General features: G+C 46.5%; 25 protein-coding genes. 13 read left to right on the top strand and 12 right to left on the bottom strand.

The annotated features are described in order from the left end of the window. The first annotated feature begins 8 nt into the window (after positions 1–8). The 9 genes from ccoO to uspE all read left to right on the top strand — a co-directional run bounded on the left by ccoO (position 9) and on the right by uspE (position 7,494). Positions 9–620 (top strand): cytochrome-c oxidase, cbb3-type subunit II, encoded by a 612-nt coding sequence (gene ccoO / locus GMA8713_RS04825; protein WP_062706340.1) that lies wholly within the window; start codon positions 9–11, stop codon positions 618–620. Between the two features lie 9 nt (positions 621–629). Next, a complete protein-coding gene (locus GMA8713_RS04820) occupies positions 630–797 on the top strand; it encodes a CcoQ/FixQ family Cbb3-type cytochrome c oxidase assembly chaperone (protein ID WP_002537147.1) in 168 nt (55 codons plus the stop codon). Then, a complete protein-coding gene (ccoP, locus tag GMA8713_RS04815; RefSeq protein ID WP_062706337.1) occupies positions 794–1,765 on the top strand; it encodes a cytochrome-c oxidase, cbb3-type subunit III in 972 nt (323 codons plus the stop codon). Before GMA8713_RS04820 ends, ccoP begins: the two co-directional genes overlap by 4 nt. Positions 1,766–1,843: 78 nt before the next feature. Further along, entirely contained in the window at positions 1,844–2,335 is a 492-nt protein-coding gene (locus tag GMA8713_RS04810) for a FixH family protein (RefSeq protein WP_062706334.1), read from the top strand. Further along, positions 2,332–4,725, top strand: a complete 2,394-nt coding sequence (locus GMA8713_RS04805) for a heavy metal translocating P-type ATPase (protein ID WP_062706331.1) — start codon at positions 2,332–2,334, stop codon at positions 4,723–4,725. The genes GMA8713_RS04810 and GMA8713_RS04805 overlap by 4 nt, the downstream gene beginning before the upstream one ends. A gap of 4 nt (positions 4,726–4,729) precedes the next feature. Next, on the top strand, positions 4,730–4,921 hold the full coding sequence (gene ccoS, locus GMA8713_RS04800; RefSeq protein ID WP_062706327.1) for a cbb3-type cytochrome oxidase assembly protein CcoS: 192 nt from the start codon (positions 4,730–4,732) through the stop codon (positions 4,919–4,921). Then, entirely contained in the window at positions 4,922–5,596 is a 675-nt protein-coding gene (locus GMA8713_RS04795; RefSeq protein ID WP_062706323.1) for a sulfite exporter TauE/SafE family protein, read from the top strand. Positions 5,597–5,659: 63 nt separating this feature from the next. Continuing rightward, positions 5,660–6,403 carry a fumarate/nitrate reduction transcriptional regulator Fnr gene (gene fnr, locus GMA8713_RS04790; RefSeq protein WP_062661551.1) on the top strand — a complete coding sequence of 248 codons (744 nt, stop codon included), beginning with the start codon at positions 5,660–5,662 and terminating at the stop codon, positions 6,401–6,403. 140 nt (positions 6,404–6,543) lie between these two features. Next, positions 6,544–7,494, top strand: coding sequence for a universal stress protein UspE (gene uspE / locus GMA8713_RS04785; RefSeq protein ID WP_062706319.1), 951 nt, complete (start codon positions 6,544–6,546; stop codon positions 7,492–7,494). A gap of 92 nt (positions 7,495–7,586) precedes the next feature. Here uspE and GMA8713_RS04780 read toward each other — a convergent pair whose 3' ends face one another. The 11 genes from GMA8713_RS04780 to GMA8713_RS04730 form a co-directional block, all read right to left on the bottom strand. After that, positions 7,587–8,360, bottom strand: coding sequence for a DNA-binding transcriptional regulator (locus tag GMA8713_RS04780; protein ID WP_062706316.1), 774 nt, complete (start codon positions 8,358–8,360; stop codon positions 7,587–7,589). Positions 8,361–8,379: 19 nt separating this feature from the next. Continuing rightward, complete coding sequence (locus GMA8713_RS04775; protein WP_062706313.1) at positions 8,380–9,222, bottom strand: fumarylacetoacetate hydrolase family protein; 843 nt, start codon at positions 9,220–9,222, stop codon at positions 8,380–8,382. Next, positions 9,219–10,715 (bottom strand): bifunctional 3-(3-hydroxy-phenyl)propionate/3-hydroxycinnamic acid hydroxylase MhpA, encoded by a 1,497-nt coding sequence (gene mhpA / locus GMA8713_RS04770; protein WP_062706310.1) that lies wholly within the window; start codon positions 10,713–10,715, stop codon positions 9,219–9,221. Before mhpA ends, GMA8713_RS04775 begins: the two co-directional genes overlap by 4 nt. A gap of 6 nt (positions 10,716–10,721) precedes the next feature. Continuing rightward, positions 10,722–11,699: a VOC family protein gene (locus GMA8713_RS04765; RefSeq protein ID WP_062706307.1), complete on the bottom strand. Its 978-nt coding sequence runs from the start codon at positions 11,697–11,699 to the stop codon at positions 10,722–10,724. 50 nt (positions 11,700–11,749) lie between these two features. Continuing rightward, complete coding sequence (locus GMA8713_RS04760; protein WP_062706304.1) at positions 11,750–12,757, bottom strand: TRAP transporter substrate-binding protein; 1,008 nt, start codon at positions 12,755–12,757, stop codon at positions 11,750–11,752. A gap of 25 nt (positions 12,758–12,782) precedes the next feature. Continuing rightward, positions 12,783–14,087 (bottom strand): TRAP transporter large permease, encoded by a 1,305-nt coding sequence (locus GMA8713_RS04755; RefSeq protein ID WP_062706300.1) that lies wholly within the window; start codon positions 14,085–14,087, stop codon positions 12,783–12,785. Next, positions 14,088–14,555 (bottom strand): TRAP transporter small permease, encoded by a 468-nt coding sequence (locus GMA8713_RS04750; RefSeq protein WP_062706297.1) that lies wholly within the window; start codon positions 14,553–14,555, stop codon positions 14,088–14,090. It abuts the gene before it with no gap. A gap of 286 nt (positions 14,556–14,841) precedes the next feature. Beyond that, positions 14,842–15,735 (bottom strand): tRNA 2-thiocytidine(32) synthetase TtcA, encoded by an 894-nt coding sequence (ttcA, locus tag GMA8713_RS04745; protein ID WP_062706294.1) that lies wholly within the window; start codon positions 15,733–15,735, stop codon positions 14,842–14,844. 179 nt (positions 15,736–15,914) lie between these two features. Further along, positions 15,915–16,559: a DUF2987 domain-containing protein gene (locus tag GMA8713_RS04740; protein ID WP_062706291.1), complete on the bottom strand. Its 645-nt coding sequence runs from the start codon at positions 16,557–16,559 to the stop codon at positions 15,915–15,917. Next, positions 16,556–17,329, bottom strand: a complete 774-nt coding sequence (locus GMA8713_RS04735; RefSeq protein ID WP_062706287.1) for a glucosaminidase domain-containing protein — start codon at positions 17,327–17,329, stop codon at positions 16,556–16,558. The genes GMA8713_RS04740 and GMA8713_RS04735 overlap by 4 nt, the downstream gene beginning before the upstream one ends. Next, positions 17,330–18,139 (bottom strand): DUF2189 domain-containing protein, encoded by an 810-nt coding sequence (locus GMA8713_RS04730; RefSeq protein WP_062706283.1) that lies wholly within the window; start codon positions 18,137–18,139, stop codon positions 17,330–17,332. It lies immediately after the preceding gene. Between the two features lie 342 nt (positions 18,140–18,481). Here GMA8713_RS04730 and potA point away from each other — a divergent pair, with 342 nt between their 5' ends. From potA to GMA8713_RS04710, 4 genes are all read left to right on the top strand, one after another. Continuing rightward, positions 18,482–19,597: a spermidine/putrescine ABC transporter ATP-binding protein PotA gene (potA, locus tag GMA8713_RS04725; RefSeq protein ID WP_062706280.1), complete on the top strand. Its 1,116-nt coding sequence runs from the start codon at positions 18,482–18,484 to the stop codon at positions 19,595–19,597. Beyond that, a complete protein-coding gene (gene potB, locus GMA8713_RS04720; RefSeq protein ID WP_198159451.1) occupies positions 19,581–20,438 on the top strand; it encodes a spermidine/putrescine ABC transporter permease PotB in 858 nt (285 codons plus the stop codon). Before potA ends, potB begins: the two co-directional genes overlap by 17 nt. Then, the gene (potC, locus tag GMA8713_RS04715) at positions 20,435–21,205 is read left to right on the top strand and encodes a spermidine/putrescine ABC transporter permease PotC (RefSeq protein WP_062706274.1); all 771 of its coding nucleotides are present in this window, start codon (positions 20,435–20,437) and stop codon (positions 21,203–21,205) included. The genes potB and potC overlap by 4 nt, the downstream gene beginning before the upstream one ends. Before the next feature lie 121 nt (positions 21,206–21,326). Then, positions 21,327–22,367: an extracellular solute-binding protein gene (locus GMA8713_RS04710; RefSeq protein WP_062706272.1), complete on the top strand. Its 1,041-nt coding sequence runs from the start codon at positions 21,327–21,329 to the stop codon at positions 22,365–22,367. A 51-nt stretch (positions 22,368–22,418) separates the two neighbouring features. On the opposite strand, the gene cobB is transcribed toward GMA8713_RS04710, so the two are convergent. Further along, positions 22,419–23,135 carry a Sir2 family NAD+-dependent deacetylase gene (gene cobB, locus GMA8713_RS04705; protein ID WP_062706269.1) on the bottom strand — a complete coding sequence of 239 codons (717 nt, stop codon included), beginning with the start codon at positions 23,133–23,135 and terminating at the stop codon, positions 22,419–22,421. Positions 23,136–23,155: the final 20 nt, after the last annotated feature.

Genomic DNA, 23,155 nt, shown 5'->3' with positions numbered 1-23,155 from the left:
ACCAACGAATGAGTTCTAGTCGTCATGAAATAGTTGAAAAGAACGTTGGTCTTTTCGCCATTCTAACGGTCATTGCTATCAGCATGGGCGCGCTTGTTGAAATCACGCCACTGCTGTTCCAAAAGCAAACGACCGAGCCTGTCGATAATCTGCGCCCTTACACTGCGCTTGAAATGGAGGGGCGTGACATATACATCCGTGAAGGTTGTAACGTATGTCACAGTCAAATGATCCGTCCATTCCGCGCAGAAACTGAGCGTTATGGCCACTACTCTGTGGCGGGTGAAAGTGTTTGGGAACACCCATTCCTGTGGGGTTCCAAGCGTACAGGTCCAGATTTGGCGCGCGTTGGTGGCCGTTACTCTGATGAGTGGCACCGCGTTCACCTTATCGATCCTCGTGCGGTTGTGCCTGAGTCAAACATGCCTGGCTTCCCTTGGTTGGAAGAGAATGTTCTGACTGGCGACAACACAGCTAAGAAACTGACTGTTTTCCGCGATATGTTCGGTGTCCCATACACTGATGAACAAATCGCAAATGCGAAAACAGACGTTGAAGGTAAGACTGAGATGGACGCCGTCATCGCTTACCTGCAGTCACTCGGCCACGCGATGAAGTAAGGAGCTCTTATGGCATCTTTTCATGCCCTATGGACGCTAGCGATTTTCGTCTGCTTCATTGTGATTGTGCTTTGGGCCTATAGCAGTCGCCGTAAAAAGGAATTCGACGAAGCTGCTAACCTCGTCTTCGCTGATGAGGAAAAGGGCGATAAAAAGACAGGAGAAGATAACAAATGACTACGTTTTGGAGTCTATTTATCACTGTCATTACTATCGGTACGTTAGTAGGTTGTGCCGCACTGATTATTTGGTGTGGCAAAGACCTTGATGGCGTAGCTGATGGTGAAGATATGGGCCACGAATACGATGGTATTCGTGAGCTGAATAATCCACTGCCTAAGTGGTGGTCGTACATGTTTTGGGCGACCATCGTATTCGGTGCAGTTTACTTCGTACTGTATCCTGGTCTGGGTAACTGGAAAGGCGTATTTAACTGGCAGAGTTCCGCGCAGGACGTTGCAAACATTGAAGAGTCTCGTCAGAGACTCGCAGACAGCGATGTTATTAATCAATACGCGCGTGAGTTAACCACTGCAAATGCTATCTTTGGTGAAACCTACCGTAAGCTCGCTTACAAACCAGGTTCAGATGAGCTGTTGGAAATTGCTGAAATTGCTAAGAATCCAGAAGCAATCAAGGTAGGCCAGCGTCTGTTCATCCAGAACTGTGCTCAGTGCCACGGCTCTGATGCACGCGGCCAGTCGGGCTTTCCTAACCTGACTGATAAAGCATGGCTGTATGGTGGCGAGCCAGATACTATCAAGGCAACTATATTGCACGGTCGTGTGGGTAACATGCCTTCATGGATCGACGCTTTAGGTGATGACGGCGTCCGTGAAGTAGCTTCTTACACACTGAGCCTGTCTGGTCGCAAGGTTGATGCCCAGGAAGCGGCGAAAGGTAAAACACGCTTTGTAGTGTGTGCAGCCTGTCACGGCACTGACGGTAAAGGTAACCCAGCCTTTGGTGCACCTGACCTGACAGACAACGTATGGTTATTTGGCGGTTCGCGTAAAGCGGTTGAAGAAACCATCCGTTACGGACGTCAAGGCGTTATGCCAGCATGGAAAGACATACTGGACGAAGATAAGATCCAGTTGCTTTCTGCTTACGTTTGGCAGCTAGGCACACCACAAAATCAATAAAATTATTATTTTATTTGTTAAGCCCCTGCTTATAGGGGCTTTTTTCCCCAAGAATTTCAGTACACACAGGAAAGCGATATGAATAAGCCATGGTATAAGCAGTTCTGGCCCTGGTTCCTGATTGCCCTTCCAGGCAGCGTTGTAGTTGCTAGTCTTTTTACCTTTACTCTTTTCAGTAAAAATCAGGTATCTCTTGTAGCGGAAGACTATTACAAAGAAGGCAAAGGAATTAACCTCGATATATCCCGCTTAAAGAAAGCCGATGAACTTTCCATCTCCGCTTTCCTGTCTGCACAGAATGACACTGCAGTTTTCACCTTGGATAAAGGTGAGCTCATGCAATATCCTACGCTAAAAATTACATTCCAACACCGTACACTTGCTGATAGAGATATTGAACAAATGGTTAATGCCGACGCTTCTGGCCGTTATCGACTGCCTTTGAGTGAACCGCTCTCTGGCCCCTGGTATGTTGAAGTAAACGCATTTGATGGAACATGGGCCTTGAACGGCCGAGCGAATTTCCCCTCTGAAGACCCTGTTAAGTTGTATGGTCAGAGCAAGGAATGACAAAAGACTGTTATCACTGTGGAGAGCCGGTTCTCACTGGTGACTCCTATAAAGTCGAAATTCAGGGTGTTTACCGCATCATGTGTTGCCCTGGGTGTGAAGCGGTCGCCACTACGATAGTGGCAAGCGGCCTCACCTCTTACTATGAATACCGCACGGCACCAGCTGAAAAAGCCAACCTTGTTCCAGAAGAACTTCAATCCCTTTCACTTTATGACAACGAAGATGTCCAACAGGAGTTCGTGCGTCATGAAGATGGCATCGACGAGGTGGTGCTGTCCGTTGATGGTGTATCTTGTGCAGCTTGTGCATGGCTGATTGAGAAGCAGTTGAACAATCAGGAAGGTGTATCTCGTATTCGCGTTAACACCACCACAAACCGTGCCACACTTCGTTGGGAACCATCTAAGACCAAGCTAAGCACCCTACTAAACAAGATCCATGCACTTGGCTACAAAGCAGCTCCTTTTGAAGCGGACAACCAGGAAGCACAGTATCATCACACTATGAAGCAATACCTGTATAAGCTGGGTATCGCAGGGCTCGCTACCATGCAAGTCATGATGCTTGCGGTAGCAATGTACTTCGAAGTGTTTGGCGATATGGATGAGTCTTTTCGCGACTACTTCCGCTGGGTTAGTTTGATCTTCGCCACCCCCGTTCTTCTTTATTCTGCGATGCCGTTTTATGTCAATGCCTGGCGGAACCTGAAGGCAAGAACGCTGGGGATGGACGTCCCTGTCTCTATAGCGCTCCTGTTCGCTTATTTCGCCAGCTTGTATGCCACCATGACTGGTAAAGGGGAAGTCTTCTTTGAGTCTATCGCCATGTTTACTTTTTTCCTGTTGATAGGGCGATTTCTGGAAATGCGAGCACGAAGAACAGCTGCAGCCGCCAGCGCGAACCTTCTCAAGCTGATACCGCGTTTGGCAACGCTATCATCAGGTGAACAAATTCCCGCGAAATCCTTAACTATTGGTCACGTTGTCCGTGTTCTTCCCGGTGAACCCTTCCCTGCTGATGGTTTAGTCGTTGACGGTGTGACAACAGTCGATGAGTCTATGCTCACTGGCGAATCTATGCCTGAGTCTCGACAAAACGGAGATAAAGTCTTTGCGGGCACCATGAATATCGATGGAAACGTCGATGTTGAGGTTATCGCTGAGAAAAAAGACTCGCTTATTGCGCATATCGTTCAGCTTCAAGATGCTGCACAGCTCGCCAAGCCAAGAGTGGCAGAGGTCGCCGATATCGTAGCGCGTTACTTTGTTGCAGCAATTCTGATTATATCAGCCTGCACCTGGTGGTATTGGCAAAGCCACCGCCCAGAAGATGCTTTCTGGATTATGCTTTCTGTTCTGGTAGCTACCTGCCCTTGTGCATTGTCATTGGCGACACCAACCGCACTGACTTGCTCGACATCAACCTTTGGCAAATTAGGTATTCTTCTGCGTCGGGGTCATGTATTTGAAACGCTGACGCACATTAACCGTGTAGTCATTGATAAAACCGGCACACTAACCGAAGGTAACGTTTCGATTTCTGAGACCCAGCTTTACGCGAACATCGATGCGAAGCGGGCAACCTCAATCGCTGCGTCTTTGGAATCCTATGCCAACCACCCTATCTCGGCAGCCTTTTGCGATGTCGACAAAGCTGAAGGCGTAGAGACCGTAGAAAACGTCATCGGTGAAGGTTTAAAAGGTCAATTCGAAGGCGATGAATGGCGGATCGGTAAACCTGAATTTGCACTAAGCAACTCAACCATTGCTGAACATAGTCCTCACCAAATCTGGTTATCACGAGATGGCGAAGCAATTGCCTCTTTCCTTTTGGTTGACCCGATCCGTGAGTCCAGTAAAACGCTAATCGATAAATTCCACGAAGCGGGCATCAAAGTCACGATGTTGACGGGTGACAATTCAGCCACCGCCCAAGCCGTTGCTGACAAACTTGGTATTGACGAGTTAGTCGCAGGTGTTTCTCCGCAGGGTAAGCTCGAGTATTTGAACTTCCTCCCGGGCGACCAAATCACTATGATGATTGGTGACGGTGTGAATGATGCACCAGTTTTAGCCGGCGCACACCTATCGGTTGCTATGGGAAGCGGCACGGACGTCGCCAAGGCTTCTGCCGACATGGTCTTACTGGGTGATGACCTGACAAAACTGCTTGATGCACGCAAATTGGCGGCTTTTACACAAAAAATTATTCGGCAGAATCTGGCCTGGGCTTTAGGATACAACCTGGTGATTTTGCCACTGGCGGTGATGGGATTTGTCGCACCATATGTGGCCGTAGCAGGTATGTCCGGCAGTTCGGTAATCGTTGTTACAAACTCGCTCCGTTTGTATAAAAAAGATTTGATTGAAACGCTGAAGGGAGTGTAACAGTTTGGAAAGTCTCTATATCCTCATCCCTATTGCTATTGTTCTGGTGTGCTTTGCCGTCGGTATTTTCATTTGGGCGGTGAAATCAGAGCAATTTGAAGATTTGGAAAGACAAGGCATGAATATTCTTCTCGACGACGACGATTCTTCTTCCCAGTCCAAGAGAGAGGATGGCATTAACTCGGACGATAAGTAGATGCCCGTCACTGATCTTTTTGCTGCCTTCACGGTTGGCCTGCTTGGCGCAGGTCACTGTTTAGGCATGTGCGGCGGCGTCGCCGCTGCCGTTTCTATCGGTACTCCACAAAACCAACATAAACTTCCCTTCCTGCTTTTCTATAATGGCGGTCGCCTGTTTTCTTATGGAATAATCGGGGCAATTGCTGGCGGTTTAGTTTCTGGAGTGATGAGCGTTACTCTAGTAACACAAGAGCTTCTTTGGCTCAGATTGGTCGCAGCCATCATGATGATTCTTCTTGCGCTTTATATAGGCCGTTTCTGGAATGGTCTCGCCTACATAGAGCGTTTGGGACAGCTACTCTGGAAGCGAGTTTCTCCACTTTCGTCTAAGTTGCTACCGCTGAAATCGCCTTTTGCAGCTCTGCCGTTTGGTATGCTGTGGGGATGGTTACCATGTGGGCTCGTTTATTCAGCTCTGAGTTGGGCCGCAGTGGCCGGAAATGCGTTAGATGGATTGTTGATAATGCTCGCATTTGGTTTAGGTACCCTCCCCGCAATGATTTTGGTTGGCTCTGCTGCAGAAGTAACAAGAAACCTACTTAACAACTTGATTTTTAGAAGATTATCATCATTGATACTATTAATGTATGGAATTATTACCGCTTATTCTGTATACAATCAGTTGTACTAAGTCTCGCTTTCTTTTTAGGAAATGGTAAAATATTGACTCAAATCAATTCGGCTAAGCAGGCTCATGATTCAAGACAAAATTCCTACTAAACGTGTTCAATCTGGTGGTTGCGCAATCCATTGTCAGGACTGTAGCATCAGTCAGCTTTGTATCCCTTTTACGTTAAGCGAGAGTGAACTGAATCAGCTTGACCAAATTATCGAGCGTAAAAAGCCGATTCAAAAAGGTCAGCCTTTATTCCAAGCCGGTGATCAACTTCGTTCTCTGTATGCCATTCGTTCAGGCACTATCAAGAGCTACACCATCACAGAACAAGGTGATGAACAAATTACAGCCTTCCATTTAGCTGGTGACTTAGTGGGTTTTGATGCAATTAACCATATGTCCCACCCTAGTTTTGCTCAGGCGTTGGAAACTTCTATGGTATGTGAGATTCCATTCGAAATACTCGATGACCTGTCAGGTAAAATGCCCAAGCTACGCCAGCAAATCATGCGTTTGATGAGTAGTGAAATTAAAGGCGACCAGGAAATGATCCTGCTTCTCTCTAAGAAAAATGCTGAAGAGCGCCTTGCAGCATTCCTTCATAGCCTGTCTACCCGATTTTCTGCACGTGGTTTCTCAGCGAAAGAATTTCGCCTTACCATGACACGTGGTGATATCGGTAACTATCTTGGCCTGACTGTTGAAACCATCAGCCGCCTGCTGGGTCGTTTCCAGAAAAGTGGCATGCTGAGTGTAAAAGGCAAATATATCACCATTCTTGATCATGAAGAACTGAGCCGTTTAGCAGGTGTATCCAAGTAAACCCTTCTTTAAATATAGATCTCGAAATGGCGCTATACGCGCCATTTCTCTTTTTTGGCTTATATCTATCTGAATTTATCGCAAGATCCTGCCACAATGAGTTAAATTAAAGTATCGGCATCACAAAGCTGGAGGTTGTTATGAACAGATATACCAACTTGCTCGTCGCTATAGATCCCGACCATGAAGAACAGCCTGCTCTGTCCCGTGCGAAGGACATCGCAAGAAAATCCTGTGCACCAGTGACAATCACCCTGTTCCTTGCCATTTATGACTTTTCTTATGAAATGACCTCTATGCTTTCTGCAGAAGAGCGTCAGGCAATGCGAGCAGGAGTGCTTAAGCAACGTGAAGAGTGGATAGACTCAGTCATTGAAAAGAATGCGTCTGAAGAGCTTGAGATCGTTAAACACGTTGTTTGGCATAACCGTCCATACGAAAGCATGATCGCAAAAGTGTTTGATGGCGAACATGATCTGGTAATCAAAGCGACACATCAACACGACAAGCTCGGTTCACTGATCTTCACTCCTACCGACTGGCATTTGCTCCGCAAGTGCCCTTGTCCGGTTCTTTTGGTTAAAGAACATAGCTGGCCTGAAAACGGAAAAATTCTTACTGCGGTGAACGTCTCTTCTGAAAATGAAACCCATGAGCCGCTCAACGATAAGCTCATCGATGAAGCCAAGGCCATGAGCAAACTTCTCACCGCAGAAGTGAATCTGGTCAACGCATATCCTGCGACACCGGTGAATGTCACCATTGAACTGCCCGAGTTCGATCCTGCTTCCTATACCGATGCTGTAAGGGGCCATCACTTGCTTCAAATGAAAGCGCTGCGGCAAAAACATAGCATTGATGAAGATCAGACTTTCTGTATGGAAGGCTTACCCGAGGATGTTATCCCCGCCGTTGCCAAAGAGTTAGATGCCGAATTGGTGATACTGGGAACTACAGGGCGTGTCGGCCTGTCCGCTATCTTTATAGGCAATACAGCAGAGCACACCATTGACCAACTCAATTGCGACGTATTGGCTATTAAACCTGACGGCTATATTAGCCCACTCGCCCCCAATGTTGGATTGGGTTAATTTGAATATTTCCAAAAGCGCCGAAAGGCGCTTTTTTCAACCCTAAACGACCTACCTCAGTAAGTGTTAGATGTTTACTTTTCGCTTCTACCTTATGTATCCAGTCCCGCTTTAATCTTTGTTGCTATTTCTTTGACTTCCTTCTCCGCCATCTTCAGGGACTGCTTTAGCGTCATAGCCTCTCTTGTCCAAACCATAGAAACGCATGCGACGACCCGACCTGATGAAAAAACAGGTACCGCGAACGATGACGTCTTTGACTGAAACTCTTGACCAATACGCGTTGCATAACCATTAAATTGAACCTCTTTGATCATGGCAAGCAAAACATGGTCGAGCAAAAACGGAGGATCAAGGGGATCTTGGAGTCGCCGAATATGCTCAATAATCATCCTTCGTTCTTCCGGAGGACAAAACGCCAGATAACAACGTCCTGGTGAAGTTCTTAGCATAGGTAATCTAAAGCCAGACATTCCTCTATCTATGGATAAAGGACTCCTCATATGCGTAGTTTCTTGTATCACCATTGCCCCGTTGTCATAGGTAGACAAATCTAAAGGCCATACTAGCTTTTTCGAGTACTTGGCAAGCAGTGGGCCAGCCAATTGACAGACTTCAGTTGTGGCGGCAAACCCATCACTTAGCGAGGCAGCCATCCGTGTCACCCGAACACGTTTCGAAGTGGAGGAAAATGCAACATAGCCCTCCTCTTCCAGCGTTTCTAATAAGCGATAAACGGTAGGTCTGGGTATGTCTAATGCAGTTGCGATTTCAGACACTTTGCAAACACCTTGACGATTGATGAACTTTAATACGTCCAATCCCCGCTTTAATGCCCTGACTGTATCTGAATAACGTGTATGCATCGCTTCTCCTGACTAAATCCTACTTCTCTGAAATAACGCGGTTTTTCAGTATTCCAATACCCGAAATTTCAATTTCACAAACATCACCTTCTTTCATAAAGACTGGCGGATTACGACGAGCACCCACGCCACCGGGCGTACCAGAAACAATAACGTCACCAGGTAACAATGGAAGAATAGTTGAACAATAAGCAATGAGCCTTTGAACAGAAGCAATCATTAAATTCGTGGTGGTATCTTGCATCACTTCTCCATTCAATCGTGTTTGCAAATACAGTTTTGAAGGGTCCGGTATTTCATCCGAGGTCACCATCCAAGGGCCAAATGGGCCTGTTCCGTAGAATGTTTTACCCGGCATAAACTGATGGGTATGCTTCTGCCAATCACGTACTGACGCATCGTTGTAACACGCATAGCCAGCCACTACATCTAGTGCTTTTTCCTCAGGAACACGTCTGCATTCTTTACCAATAATGACGGCTAACTCACCTTCATAGTCAAACTTATCTGATTCTAATGGTTTGATAAGATTCGCATTATGGCCAATTTGGCTACCAGAAAAGCGAGCAAATAAAACAGGATTTGGGGTTTCTTCCCTGCCCGTTTCGCTAATGTGATCATGATAGTTAAGGCCTACACATATAATCTTATCGGGATTTGGTATCACAGGCAGATGCTCGACCTCATCGAAGGCATAATCAGAGGGAATTTTGGTGAGAGCGTCGATGTTTACCAAGTCCCCCATAGCAATAAAGTCCTTCAGAGAACAAAAATGTGTACGTTTGCCTAAATCAACAATGCCAGAGTCTTTCACTATGCCAAAAGACTCTCTTCCTTTTGCTTTAAATGAACAAAATTTCATTTTATGCCTTCTCCATTTTTAATGTCATACGGTAGGAGTGATATCAGTTCAACGATCTCATCTACCGTATTTCCCGTGCCCAATATGTATCTGTCAGGGCGTAACAAAACACCTTTAGCATCGAGCCCATCGAGGTAGTATTTGAGTGACGGAAACTCTGAAGTCGATGCGACATCAATACCTGTAAGTTGTTTAACTTCATTTTCCATTGCGTTCTCAACGACAAACAAACACTCGTATGGATACAAGTCGTCCATTCGTTGACCAAGATGATTTTTGGGCTGACTAAACTGTTTCCCACAATGCACGCCGTCGCCAAGCCCTTGGCCAAGAGGAGGATAAAGTGATGTCATCTCTCTATGTCCATCATCACTTTTTATTGCAGCTTCTAGCGCAGGCTTGCCATTTGCCGTATTTATCAAATGTCCAAGCCTGATAGCCGTTTCTATAAAGGCCTCTGCATTGGGTTTTCTTTCAGTTTGATAAGTGTCTAAAAGTGTTGGGTTATGTCCGTGGCGTAAACAGGCAACCAACTTCCATGCCAAATTTGCGACATCTCGAATACCTGCACACATTCCCTGTCCCATAAATGGCGGCGTCTGATGGGCGGCATCCCCAGCGATGAATAAGCGTTCTTTACTCCATGTTTTAGCCACAAGAGAATGAAAGGTATAAACAGCACTTCTTTCAATTTCTGCCTCATCTGGTGTCAACCATGGTGCAAGAAGATTCCAGACACTTTCTTCTTTCGCTATATCAACACTATTTTCGCTAGGATTAACGGATATCTCCCAGCGTCGGCGCTTGCCAGGACCTCTTATGTATGTCGCTGGCCGGGTCGCGTCACAATACTGGATGGAGTGATCACCAAGGCTTGGTTTGTTTGTTTTCAACACAGCGTCAACGACCAACCAACGCTCATGAAACCCAAAGTCCTTCATTGGAGATTCAATAAAACGCCTTACAAGAGATCGCGCCCCATCACACCCAACGAGATAAGAGGCCCTAACGTGTTTGATTTCTCCGTTGGACATGTTCTCAAATCGAATAGACACTTCGTCCTGCAAACCATCGATCATGAAAGCTTCGCAACGATTCATTATCGTCACGTTTGGGTAAGTCTCTAGCGCTTGCCTCAGTGAGGCCTCTAAATCCGGCTGATGGAACCGCCAACTGGGATGCCAGGCATGCTGACTTTCTTCCTGTGGCCTTGGCCAGTCCAATAAAAGCTCACCATCGCCTGAAACAAACTTCATCCCAGGGTTGATGCGTATCTTAGGCAAGAGCTTTTCTGCAATACCAATCCATTGGAAAACCCTCATCACTTCATCGTCAAAATGAACGGCTCTTGGTAAGTGATAAGCCAATGCCTCTCGCTCTAGTACGAGCACTTTGGCACCCGACATACCGAGTAAATTAGCCAGCGTTGCTCCCACTGGGCCCAAACCAACTACCACGACATCATAAATGTCATGTTCAGCAGCGATTTTCATTGTGATTTACCTTTGAGAAGTAAGTTTGTTGTATAGCCAGGGGCAATCGATAATGGGGGGCGCTCTTAACCCTTCGGCGGCAGCTTGAAGACGCATGTCTCGGAGCCTTTTGCGTCCGCCATCTTCGGGAAGGTAAAGGCGTTCATGACCCCAGAAGCTCGGTCCGACCGTGGTTTCATGTGGCTTCCATGTGGAAGTATCAATGACTCTCCCCCCCCAACCACTTTCTACAAAAAAACCGGAAGGTGAGTAGCCATAGTAAGACGTCATGTAGTCGTTGGTGTGCCGTCCAAGCGTGTAAGCAATGCTATCTTCTCTAAGTTGCGCAAGATCGTAGCCTTGTCCGACGTCATCAAGATTTTGGTATTCGACCATAAAGTGATGAAAGCCAACCTGGCCAGATCCAATCATCGCAAAACTATGATGTCTCCCATTGACGTGGAAAAAGTACATGCCGTAAGGAGACAGGCCGTAATCAGAGACATTAAAACCCAGAAGATCTCGGTAGAAAGGCAACATGACTTCAATATTTTCCACGTGCAGCACAGCATGCCCCATACCGAGGGGACCTGTATTAAATCCATCAATTGGGCGGCCAGGAATAAAGGGGTCTGAAGTAATTGCAGGTTTAAATACGAGCTCAACACGGTTACCCATGGGGTCGAAAAACCAAATGAGCGCATCAACAAAGCGTCTGTCTGCAAGTTCTTGTGTACCCAGATTAACTTGATACCCTGCAGCATCTAGCTTTGCAGCGAAAAATGTTAAATCATCAACAGACTCTACTTCCCAACCAATGAAAGCGAGTGTATCTCCTTTTTCACCTGAAATATGGAGACGCTGCTCTCTATCATCCATGCGAAACGACAATGAATGACCTGCTCGGTCAACTTTCTGCATCCCAAGGATGTGACTGGCAAAAGAAGCCCAGTCATCCAATTTGTCAGAGCCAATGCCGAGGTAACCTAAAGCACATATCGCCAAAATTCAGTCCCCTTTTTTCTTTAACTAACAATGTCTAGAAAGGTACTCACTCATTCTTCGGCAATCTCAATTGCCCTTTTTAGTACTACTTCAGCGCCATCTGGCTTTCCTGATAGCCACAAGTTTCTCGCATCGACAAAAGCATCAGTCCATGCTGCGTTTTGCTCTGTATTAAGCTGTATAAAGTGAAGCTCAGGTTTAGCTTTCATCTGCGCTTCAATATCTGTCTCGCTAGCATCGATACGCTCAGCTACCCAGGCGCTTCTTTCGCTTAAAGACATAGAATCGATAGCTGCTTTATCCTTATCTGGCAGACGCTCATAGGTTTTCTTGTTCATCAGAAAAGCCAATGGTGTCGCAATAAAGCGTGTGTTTGTCACATTCGGAGCGACTTCATACAGCCGAAAGCTCTTAAACGCATCCATTGTCCATGCTGCACTGCTTACAACATTTCTCTCCATATTTTCATAAACTTGTGGAGCTGGAATAGGCACTCCAGAAGCCCCCATTTCATTAAGTAACTCGGAGCCGTAAGGTGAAGGAGACCGCATTTTGATGCCTGATAAGTCGCTCGGCACTTTGATCTGTTTATCGGCGCTGAAGATCCGATACCCAGGTGTGGTAAACAATGCGATCACCTTAAAATCTGCGAATTCAGTGCCCAACAGGCCTTCTTGTTTGAGGGTGTTGAGTATTCGCGTACCCGTTTTCGAGTCTTTGACTAGTCCGGGTATTTCGGAAACTGTAGTCATGGGAAACAAGCCTGAGGTGTAAGTGGGAACAACGAAAGCAACATCAGCGACGCCCTTTGCCACTAACTCGGCCTGAGCAGGTGGAGCGCCTAGGATCGAGCCGGGATAGAGTTTAAATCTATTTCCTTTTGTTAATTTGGGGTTTACCTCATCAATCCAAGCCTGAAGTGTTTGAGAAAAAAAGCCTTTGGCTGGTTCAAAGGATGACACCCTCATTTGTTTTGCAATAGCGTCAAATCCCGTCAGCGAAAGCAAAACGGCAAGCAAGCCTGATTTTACGAACAAAAAGTGCATTGTCTTTTTCATAAAACGACCCTCCTTGAGTCAGATGCTATTTGGCAGCATCGGGCAACCACATAACCAGTACTGGAAAGGCGATAATCAAGCCTATCCGTATAAAATCTGCGGCGACGAAAGGCAGAACCCCTTTCCAAAGAGCAACCATGGGTATGTCTGCATTCGTCGCCTTTAAAACAAATAAATTCATTCCTACAGGTGGTGTAATCAGCCCCATTTCTACGACCATAACCACATAAATACCGAACCAAACCAGGTCTATACCTGCGGCATCCGCGACAGGGACAAATAGCGGAACGGTCAATAACAACATTGCCAGGCTATCCATCAGGGTTCCTAAAACCAGATAGATGCATGTCATTAAGAGAATCACCATCAGTGGTGAATCGAGAACACCGGAAAAAATCGCCGTCAATGAGAAAGGTAAATCGGAAAGCGCGAGGAAAAAGTTGAATAAATTTGCAGCGATGAGCACGAGATAGAGAGCACCGCAAGTTTTGGCTGTATCCGTTGCGGCTTCAACAAACCCATTTTTAGAAAGGCGTCGACTGAGCACGCCATATCCGAGCACAAGCACTAACCCCACAGCCGCCGTCTCGTTAGCCGTAAAGTAGCCACTATATAGACCTAACATAATCAAGCTGAAAACACTTACTGGCGGCCCCAATTCTTTCCAAGCATTCAATCTTTCCTGCTTAGAGGCTCTTGGGCGTTCAGTAGCGCTTGAGCGGCTAATTTTTAGTGAAAACCAGATGGCAGAGAAGTAAAGCAGAATAGCAATGGAAATGGGGCCAGCAGTGGCTAAAAGGAGTTGACGAATAGACTGCTCTGCGAGAAACGCATAAATCACTAACACTGTCGAGGGAGGAATCAAAATGCCTAATGTGCCGCCAGCTGCTACTGTGCCCGAAGCCAGACTTTGTGAATAACCTGCTCGCGCCATTTCCGGCAATGCTATTCGCCCCATTGTTGCTGTTGTAGCAAGAGAAGAGCCAGAGATCATACCGAAACCTGCAGATGCGCTGATCGTCGCCATGGCTAAACCACCCCGCTGATGGCCTAACAACGTTCGCATGGCCTCATAGAGTCGACTCGATAGCCCGCATTGCACTGCAATATTACCCATAAAAACAAAAAGGGGGAGCATAGCGAGGGTGTAATTAGTCAGAGACTCCCAAACGGTAGTTGCCCCAATTGTCAGCATCCCTTCAGTACCGATGATATAACTGCAACCTGCCAGTGCGACCAGTCCCATTGCAACGCCAACTGGCACTTCGAGGAGGATAAGCACCAATGTCGCAGCAAAACCAATCCCACCGATTACGATCCCCGCATCCATTTAGTTGACTCCCTTCAGCGCTTTGGTCAAACGCATAGATGCCGCTAATATTGCGATAAAGAAAGACAGGGAGATAAGCAAGAGCAGCAAATCTTTTGGGAGACCCAAATCAGGCGTGGATTCTGGTGTGCCCCAACTTTCTATGACATACGTTGTCATGATGTAGAAAAGCGAAATGGCAAACACAAGTGAAAAAGCGCTACCCAAGATAAGAAGTGGGCGCTCGAATAATTTAGGTTTCAACTCACTAAGCAGGCGCGCCGTAACATTGGAATCCTTAAGATAACAAGCCGGCATTGAGAGCAGCGCCCCTAAGCCGATAGACAAAGCAGTAGCTTCGATGACTCCTGGCAAATTAGCGTTCCAAATAGCACGGAGAAAGACGTCTAACACTGTCATCATCGCACCAAGCATAAAGCACAGTGCCGACAAAATAAGTGAATAACGGTTAACAACTTCGCCACTCATGCACACCACCTCTACGACGCAGTCTAGACCTGTAATATAACGGTAATGTTGTTAACAAAATGTTTCCACAGAAGGGCTTACTTTGTCCGCCTGTCGGACACTTAGAGTCGTTGATACTGAAAGAAGCAAGACTTTATAGAAATAGCTGCCATCCATTGAATTTGATATGGCAGTTTTTATTCATACGAACTTCAGGAAAACATCAGGGATAATGTTCAGGAATGGATACAGAAAGGGAGCCCGATGGCTCCCTTCTTATATTGCAATTTATAAATGAAGTACATGACTACACGTTAGTGACGTCAATACAAAGTGATTCGTCAATGTTTGTCGATGAAACTACTGCCTCACTGAACTCATATTCACCGCGGTTGCCTTCACGATCCAGAGGCAAATTAACAAAATCGAAGAGCTCTCGGTCTGCCAATTGACTTGGGCTAACATTTTGGATGGACTTAAAGATACTCTCCACGCGGCCAGGTGTTTTTCTATCCCACTCGTTTAGCATCGATTTGATTGCCTGACGCTGGAGATTTTCTTGCGACCCACAAAGGTTACAAGGAATGATTGGGAAGTTTTTATGCTCAGCGTACTTAACTAGATCTTTCTCTCGGCAATAAGTTAGAGGCCGGATAACAACATTTCTTCCATCATCTGAGCGCAGTTTTGGCGGCATTGCTTTCAATCGGGAGCCATGGAACATATTGAGAAACATAGTTTCAACGATATCATCCATGTGATGGCCAAGTGCTAATTTGGTCGCACCAATTTTCTCTGCAAATGAGTATAAAGTCCCTCGACGTAAACGCGAACAAAGACCACAGGTCGTCTTTCCCTCAGGGACCTTTTCTTTAACAACTGAATAGGTATCTTTATCAACAATGTAATAAGGGATATTCAGGCTTTCGAAGTACTCAGGTAGAATATGCTCTGGGAAACCAGGTTGTTTCTGATCTAAGTTGACCGCAACTACGTCAAACTTTACAGGTGCTGCCGCCTGCAAGTTCAGTAAGATATCGAGCATAGCAAATGAATCTTTACCACCGCTGATACATGCCATCACAACATCATTTTCTTCGATCATGTTATAGTCGGCGATAGCACTACCAACATTCCTCCTCAGGCGTTTTTGGAGTTTGTTGAATTCAAGTGTCTCTTTTCTCGTATCTTTCTGATTCATTGGCGTTCTCAAAGTGTCGACTGAGTCAACGGTGTATTTTAACAGGCGGTGGATTATACGTATCTTTTAGAAGCGTTGAAATCCCTGGGTGAAAAATCCGAAACCGCCTATGTCCAATTCCATTCAGGCGACCTGATTAGTGCCTCCCTACAACCATGGCTAACGAGGCGACTAAAGGTTTAATGTTGCGGGATCCAAGGCGTGACTTTCAGTGGCTTTTGCGGAAAGAAAACACGTTCTCCAGTTTTCATCTCATTCAAACGGATAATGGCAACTTTCCCTTCCACATTAATAGCGCGTCCTTCAGAGGTTTTTAGTTCGGGTTGGACATTAGCAAAATGAACGGTCACCCCTTCAACTTCCGGCATAAACCAGGAGGAAAACATCCCCCCTAAATCCTTCATCATGGTCGTCATCTGAGGAACAAGATTATTGACCTGTTCTTCCGTCACTTCTGAACCGAAACTTTTCTTTGCCATTACCTGAAATGAAATATCACAGGCTTGAGTGCCGGCGGTCTCAATAAACACGTCCGGATTCACTTTACGAAGGTGACTGTCGATAGGAAGCGGGAGTTCTTGCGATGCCGGGATCTCAAATTCTTCGTAATGCGCTTTTTTGGTCATCCAGGCTTTGGTGATTTTGCAAGTGTCCCCATTGCTAGGAGAAATCATAAAATATCCAATTTTCACATCTGGATGGTTTTCACCATAGTTATGCTTAAGCTGGGTATATAGCTTGCTGTAACTGAATTTCACCTGCGCCGCAGCGACAGGTGATGAAATTACAGCGGCCAGTAAGACTGCCGTAAGTCCTCTAATCATCCTTGGCTCCAATACTTCTGGTTATATCGAATCATGCTTTGCACTTCTTCGACGTAAGTTTGTCCGCGTTCAGAGTAGCTTTTCAATCCATTAGCCAATGCAACGCCGATAACCGGCTTACCTGATTTTCTCAGTTCAGCACGAATATCTCGCAACGGGGCATACGCTTTATTACGGTTGACGTTAAGGAAATACGCTCGAATTGATTGATAAGTGTCTTTGAACACGGCGACTTCATGGGTTTTACCCTGCGAACGTGCGCTTGGCACAATGCCGCAGCCAGAAGTGTAACACCACTGTCCAAAGTAGTTATTTCCTTCACGGGCAAAGCGTGATGTACCCCATCCAGATTCTTTAGCTGCCTGAGTTAAAACAAGATCTGCAGGTATCACATCAACACGTTTAAGTGCTTCTTGATACCATTTTTGATCAGCACCTGCTCCTGGAAGCGTCAGATTAAACAACTCGGCGACACGGGCAATGAACGCTTTGTCTTCTGTCGTTGGCGTTTTGCCTTTTTCCAATTCAACCAGTCGTGTGCGCGCGTTTTCGATCAGTCCGTTGATATAGTTGATGCCGGGTTTCATAAAATCCACAAACGCTTTTTTCTTCTCATCAACAATTTGGTAAGAACCAAAATCAGGCTTCTCGACCATCGAAGGTGGCGGAGAAGCCTGTTGGAGTGTGTCTACAGTGAGAGGGGGTTGTGGGGCGTCGCTACACGCAGAAAGAAATAGAGCCGAAGCCAATACAGCATGAGAAAGCTTCATTTACGCGTTGAAAACCTCTTTATTACCGTCATCAGAAGAAGAATCATCATCGCCTTCTTGTGACACGGTCACTTCAATACCAACACCGAACATTTCTCGGTAAAGCACGCCCTTAACATTGAACATGAATGGTAGCGCCCAGACCAAGGCCAACCCTGCTGTCGCATAAGAAAAGACAAACAAGATAGCAATGACGATGTAAACCAAGGTCAATGGTATCAGTTTTTTTATAATCGCCCTAAATGAAACGATCATCGCCTCCACCGGGCGCAACCGCTTTTCACAGATAAGCAGAATGGTCATGGAGAAGGTAATGCCGAGGAAGATTCCCAGCAACGGGATGAGTTGGCTGCTGAAGCTTTGTAATGCGTTGATAAAGCTCATGGCCAGCGTTACGGCAAGTGCATAAGCCAAACCCTTAATAATGTGTCGTGGCTTGGTCCGAAACCCGATGGCATGGCTTAGGCCCATCAGGCTCGCCCCTGCATATAGCGGTGCCGATAATACTGTTGCAGCGAAAACAGCAATTCTGGCTGACGCCATAAGATCAGGTGTCATTTGCCGTTTCCCGATAAAGGCTTCCATCACCGTATAGGGTGTGTCCTGCATAATCGTAAGCGCAACCAGGAAAATCAACACATGCGCTATGGTCAAAACCACTGTCGCAGGTAGGAATTGCCAAAAATGCTTCTGCGTCAGCTTGACCGCTTCTTGAACCACACTGGAAGCACTTAGCGTATAATTGCCACTCAGCGCATTTTCTAGGGTGCCGCCAACGTGAAGTGCGTTGCTCAACTGTTGTTTATTCATAGCAAAGTAACTTTTGTCTTTAGCCTAAGAAATCTCCCCACTCTTAAAGTTATAGGTGATATTTTTTGAACACGTCTCAAGGTGTCGCATTTTTAGACGTCACCTTAACGGTCTATACTACCGAACGCCTTCGTCCCTAATTTATCGACGCAGGTCGCAAGAATCGGATTTGCTCGCGGTTTCTACAAATTCCTGCACCGCGTCAATTTTAGGGTGAAAAATTGCCGATAAAACATAAAAAAACGCTTTAACTTCATGATTCGCGCGTCTATCATGCGCCGTCTATTTTTAGGGGAATTTTTACTTAGCTAATCGCCCACGGTGTAAGGAGTGAGAGTAGAATTGAACGCAACACAACCAATTAAAAAACCCGTTGTCCAGTTGAAAGGGCTGTGTAAGAGCTTCGATGGCAAAGAGATTATTTCGAACTTTGATCTTGAAATAAACAACGGTGAGTTTTTAACGATTCTAGGTCCGTCAGGTTGTGGCAAGACCACAGTACTTCGTTTGATTGCTGGTCTTGAAGATGCAGACGATGGCCAAATTATCATTGATGAGCAGGACGTGACTGCTATCCCCGCAGAACAACGTCATGTAAATACCGTTTTCCAGAGTTATGCACTGTTTCCGCACATGACTGTGTTCGACAACGTTGCTTTTGGCCTGCGTATGCAGAAAGTGGCTGAAAGTGAAATCGAACCACGTGTGATGGAAGCCCTTCGCATGGTTCAACTTGAGAAATTCGCCCCCCGTAAACCACACCAACTTTCAGGCGGTCAGCAACAGCGTGTTGCAATTGCACGAGCCGTGGTTAACAAACCAAAAGTACTCCTATTGGACGAGTCTCTCTCAGCGCTGGACTACAAACTGCGTAAACAAATGCAGATGGAGCTGAAACAGCTCCAGCGTAAGCTTGGCATTACTTTCATCTTCGTTACTCACGATCAGGAAGAAGCCCTGTCGATGTCTGACCGTATCATCGTAATGAAAGCAGGTGATGTGGTTCAGGATGGCAGCCCTCGTGAAATCTACGAAGAACCTTCTAACCTTTTTGTGGCGCGCTTCATTGGTGAAATCAACGTGTTCGATGCTGATGTCGTTTCGCGTATTGATGAACAACGTATTACCGCGACTATCGAAGGCCGTGAATGTCAGGTTTACTGTAAATTGGACGTCAAAGCGGGTGACCACGTAAAAGTTCTGCTGCGTCCTGAAGACCTGCGTATCGAAGAAATCGAAGCGGCAGATTCAGGCAATGGCATTATCGGTTACGTTCGCGAGCGCAACTACAAGGGCATGACGCTGGATTCAGTACTTGAGCTGGAATCAGGTATGTCTGTCATGGTCAGTGAGTTCTTCAATGAAGACGATCCAGATGTAGACCACTCATTGGATCAGAAAGTTGCGATTACCTGGGTTGAAAGCTGGGAAGTGGTACTGCCTGATGAAGAAGCTTAATCTCCAAAACGCCATCATTGGCGTGATTGTAGGTTGGTTGCTGCTGTTCGTGTTTATCCCGAACCTGATGATTATTGTCACCAGTTTCTTAACCCGCGATGACGCTAACCTGATTGAGATGACCTTCACCTTGAGCAACTACGCCAAGTTGATGGATCCGCTCTACGCGAAGGTGGTTTGGCATTCGTTTTACATGGCAGCCATTGCAACCCTGCTCTGTTTGCTGATTGGTTACCCGTTTGCGTACATTATTGCGCGCATGCCAGTGAAATGGCGCCCAGTGATGCTGTTTATGGTGATTATTCCTTTCTGGACTAACTCACTGATCCGAACTTACGGCCTGAAAATTTTCCTGGGTACCCGTGGTTTGCTTAACGAAGGCCTGCTGACATTGGGCATTATCGATAAGCCTCTGCGCATCATGTACACCGAGTATGCGGTAATGATTGGCCTGGTTTACATCCTTTTGCCATTTATGATCTTGCCGCTTTACTCAAGTATCGAGAAGCTGGACAACAGCTACCTCGAGGCAGCGAAAGACTTGGGCGCAAGCAAGCTTCAGGCATTCATCAAAGTCATTCTACCTTTGACCATGCCGGGCATCATTGCAGGTTGTCTTCTGGTTCTACTTCCTGCACTGGGTATGTTCTACGTATCAGACCTGCTGGGCGGCGCAAAGAACCTGTTGATTGGTAACGTCATCAAGAGTCAGATTCTCAATGTTCGAGACTGGCCGTTTGGTTCCGCAGCGAGTATTTCACTGACCGTATTGATGGGTCTACTGCTGTTCGCCTACTGGCGGGTTGGAAAGCTGATTAACAAGAAGGTAGAGCTGGAATGAGTCAATTTTTCCGTACCAGCTTTATGTCGCTGGTTTATGCATTCTTATACATCCCTATTGTCATTCTTATCGTTAACTCGTTTAACGAAAGCAAGTTCGGGATGGAGTGGAAAGGTTTCACCACAAAGTGGTACACCCTACTGCTTAATAACGACAGCCTGGTTCAGGCCGCATGGAATTCACTGACAATCGCGGTGTTTTCGGCAACAGCCGCAGCAATTATTGGCAGCCTGACGGCAGTTGCCCTGTTCCGTTACCGCTTCCGTGGTAAAGGCTTCGTTAACGGCATGCTGTTCGTGGTAATGATGTCTCCTGACATCGTAATGGCAATCTCGCTGTTGTCATTGTTCGTGCTGATGGGCGCGCAACTGGGCTTCCTGACCCTTCTACTGTCACATATTACCTTCTGCCTGCCGTTTGTTGTGGTGACGGTTTACAGCCGACTGAATGGTTTTGATGCGCGTATGCTTGAAGCAGCGAAAGACTTGGCTGCAAGTGAGTGGACGATTCTGACGAAAATCATTCTGCCTCTGGCTGCACCCGCTGTTGCTGCGGGCTGGTTGTTGAGCTTTACCCTGTCTTTGGACGACGTCATCGTCAGTTCGTTCGTGACAGGTCCAAGCTACGAAATCTTGCCACTGAAAATCTACTCAATGGTTAAGGTTGGCGTTTCTCCAGAAGTGAATGCTCTGGCGACGCTGATGCTTATCGTCTCTCTCGTGCTGGTTATTTGCTCTCAAATGCTTGCACGCGACAAAGTGAGATAATAATACGAGGGAGCAACCATTGCGGTTGTCCCCCTCTGTTGTTTTCGCATTTTTCAGTCACGGATGGCTTGAACCACCCGTTATTCTCAATAATACCAATGAAAAACTACAGGAGTTGTCGATGAAACCCTGGTCTAAGTTTGTGCTGGGAAGCGCCCTGTCCTTCTCTCTTTTCTCTAACACTGCAATCGCAGAGGAAGAGCTCTATTTCTACAATTGGTCTGAATACATTCCTACCGAAGTGCTTGAGCAGTTCACCGAGGAAACTGGCATCAAAGTCATTTACTCAACCTATGAATCAAATGAAAGCATGTATGCCAAATTGAAAACACACCCTGACGGTTACGATCTGGTTGTGCCATCGACTTACTATGTGAAGAAGATGCGCGATGAAGGTATGCTGCAAAAAATCGATAAAAGCAAACTCAGCCACTTTGACGGCTTGGATCCAAACAACCTGAACAAACCGTTTGACCCGAATAACCAATACTCTATCCCTTACATTTGGGGCGCTACAGGTATTGGTGTAAATACAGACTTTATTGAAAAAGACTTTGTTAACTCATGGGCCGATCTGTGGAGCCCAGACTACGAAGGCCAACTGCTGATGATGGATGACGCTCGAGAATTCTTCCATATCGCGCTCACCAAACTCGGCTACTCAGCAAATACGACCAACCCGGAAGAAATCAAAGCCGCTTACGAAGAGTTGAAGAAAATCATGCCAAACGTGCTGGTATTCAATTCTGACTTCCCGGCAAACCCTTACATGGCCGGCGAAGTCGCGCTGGGTATGTTGTGGAACGGGTCGGCATACATCGCACGTAGTGAAGGTGCACCGGTAGACATAGTGTGGCCGAAGGAAGGCGCAATTTTCTGGATGGACAGCCTATCAATTCCTGCGACTGCGAAGAACGTAGACGCAGCGCACAAGATGATCGACTTCTTGCTACGTCCTGAGAATGCAGCGAAACTGGCTATCGATATTGGTTACCCAACGCCGGTTAAAGCGGCTTACCCGCTCTTACCAAAAGCATTCAAAGACGATCCTAGCGTCTACCCACCACAAGATGTCATGGAAAAAGGCGAATGGCAGAGCTCTGTTGGCGAAGCGAACGTACTTTATGAAGAGTACTTTCAGAAGCTAAAGGCGGGACAGTAGAACACGAAAAAGCGGCCATTGGCCGCTTTTTTCACTCATTGTCAAACCAGCTCAAGCCTGCAGTGCAAGAATCTCTTCAACCAGTTCCGGAACCAAAACGCTCGCCTTCCCATAGCGCTTTTCGTCAAACTCACTTTCTACTGCACTCGGTTCCAAATTCACTTCAATCGTTTTTGCGCCATTAATGGCAGCCTCGTGCACAAAACCCGCAGCAGGATAAACAGACCCAGACGTACCAATCGAAATAAACAGGTCTGCTTCTACCAAAGCTGTGTGTATTTTATCCATATCCAACGGCATCTCGCCAAACCAAACCACGTGTGGGCGCATAGAGGAAGGTATCTGGCAGCAATGGCACAGTTCGTCAACCATAATGTCATCCTTCCAATCCAACACTTGGTTAGAGCCGCTACAGCGCGCCTTTAGAAGCTCACCATGCATATGAATGATGTTTTCGCTCCCCGCCCGTTCATGAAGGTTGTCGATGTTCTGAGTAACGATTATCACCGACCCTTCCAGTTCACGCTCCAGCTTTGCCAGTGCTTCATGCGCAGGGTTCGGCGCAACACCGGACTGCAGCTGTCTTCTTCGCTGGTTATAAAAAGTCTGAACCAACGCTGGATTTCTGGCGAAACCTTCAGGCGTTGCCACATCTTCGATGTGATGCTCTTCCCATAAACCATCTTGGGCCCGAAATGTACGAATTCCGGATTCGGCCGAGATACCTGCCCCCGTCAGTATGACAATGTTTCTATAAGGAAATTGCATATAAAGCTTCCTTTCTGGTC

It is taken from the genome of Grimontia marina, assembly GCF_900060185.1.
GTDB classification, from domain to species: domain Bacteria; phylum Pseudomonadota; class Gammaproteobacteria; order Enterobacterales; family Vibrionaceae; genus Enterovibrio; species Enterovibrio marinus.
Note: the sequence above shows the minus strand (reverse complement) of the source record. Positions and strands in the feature narration are given on the sequence as shown.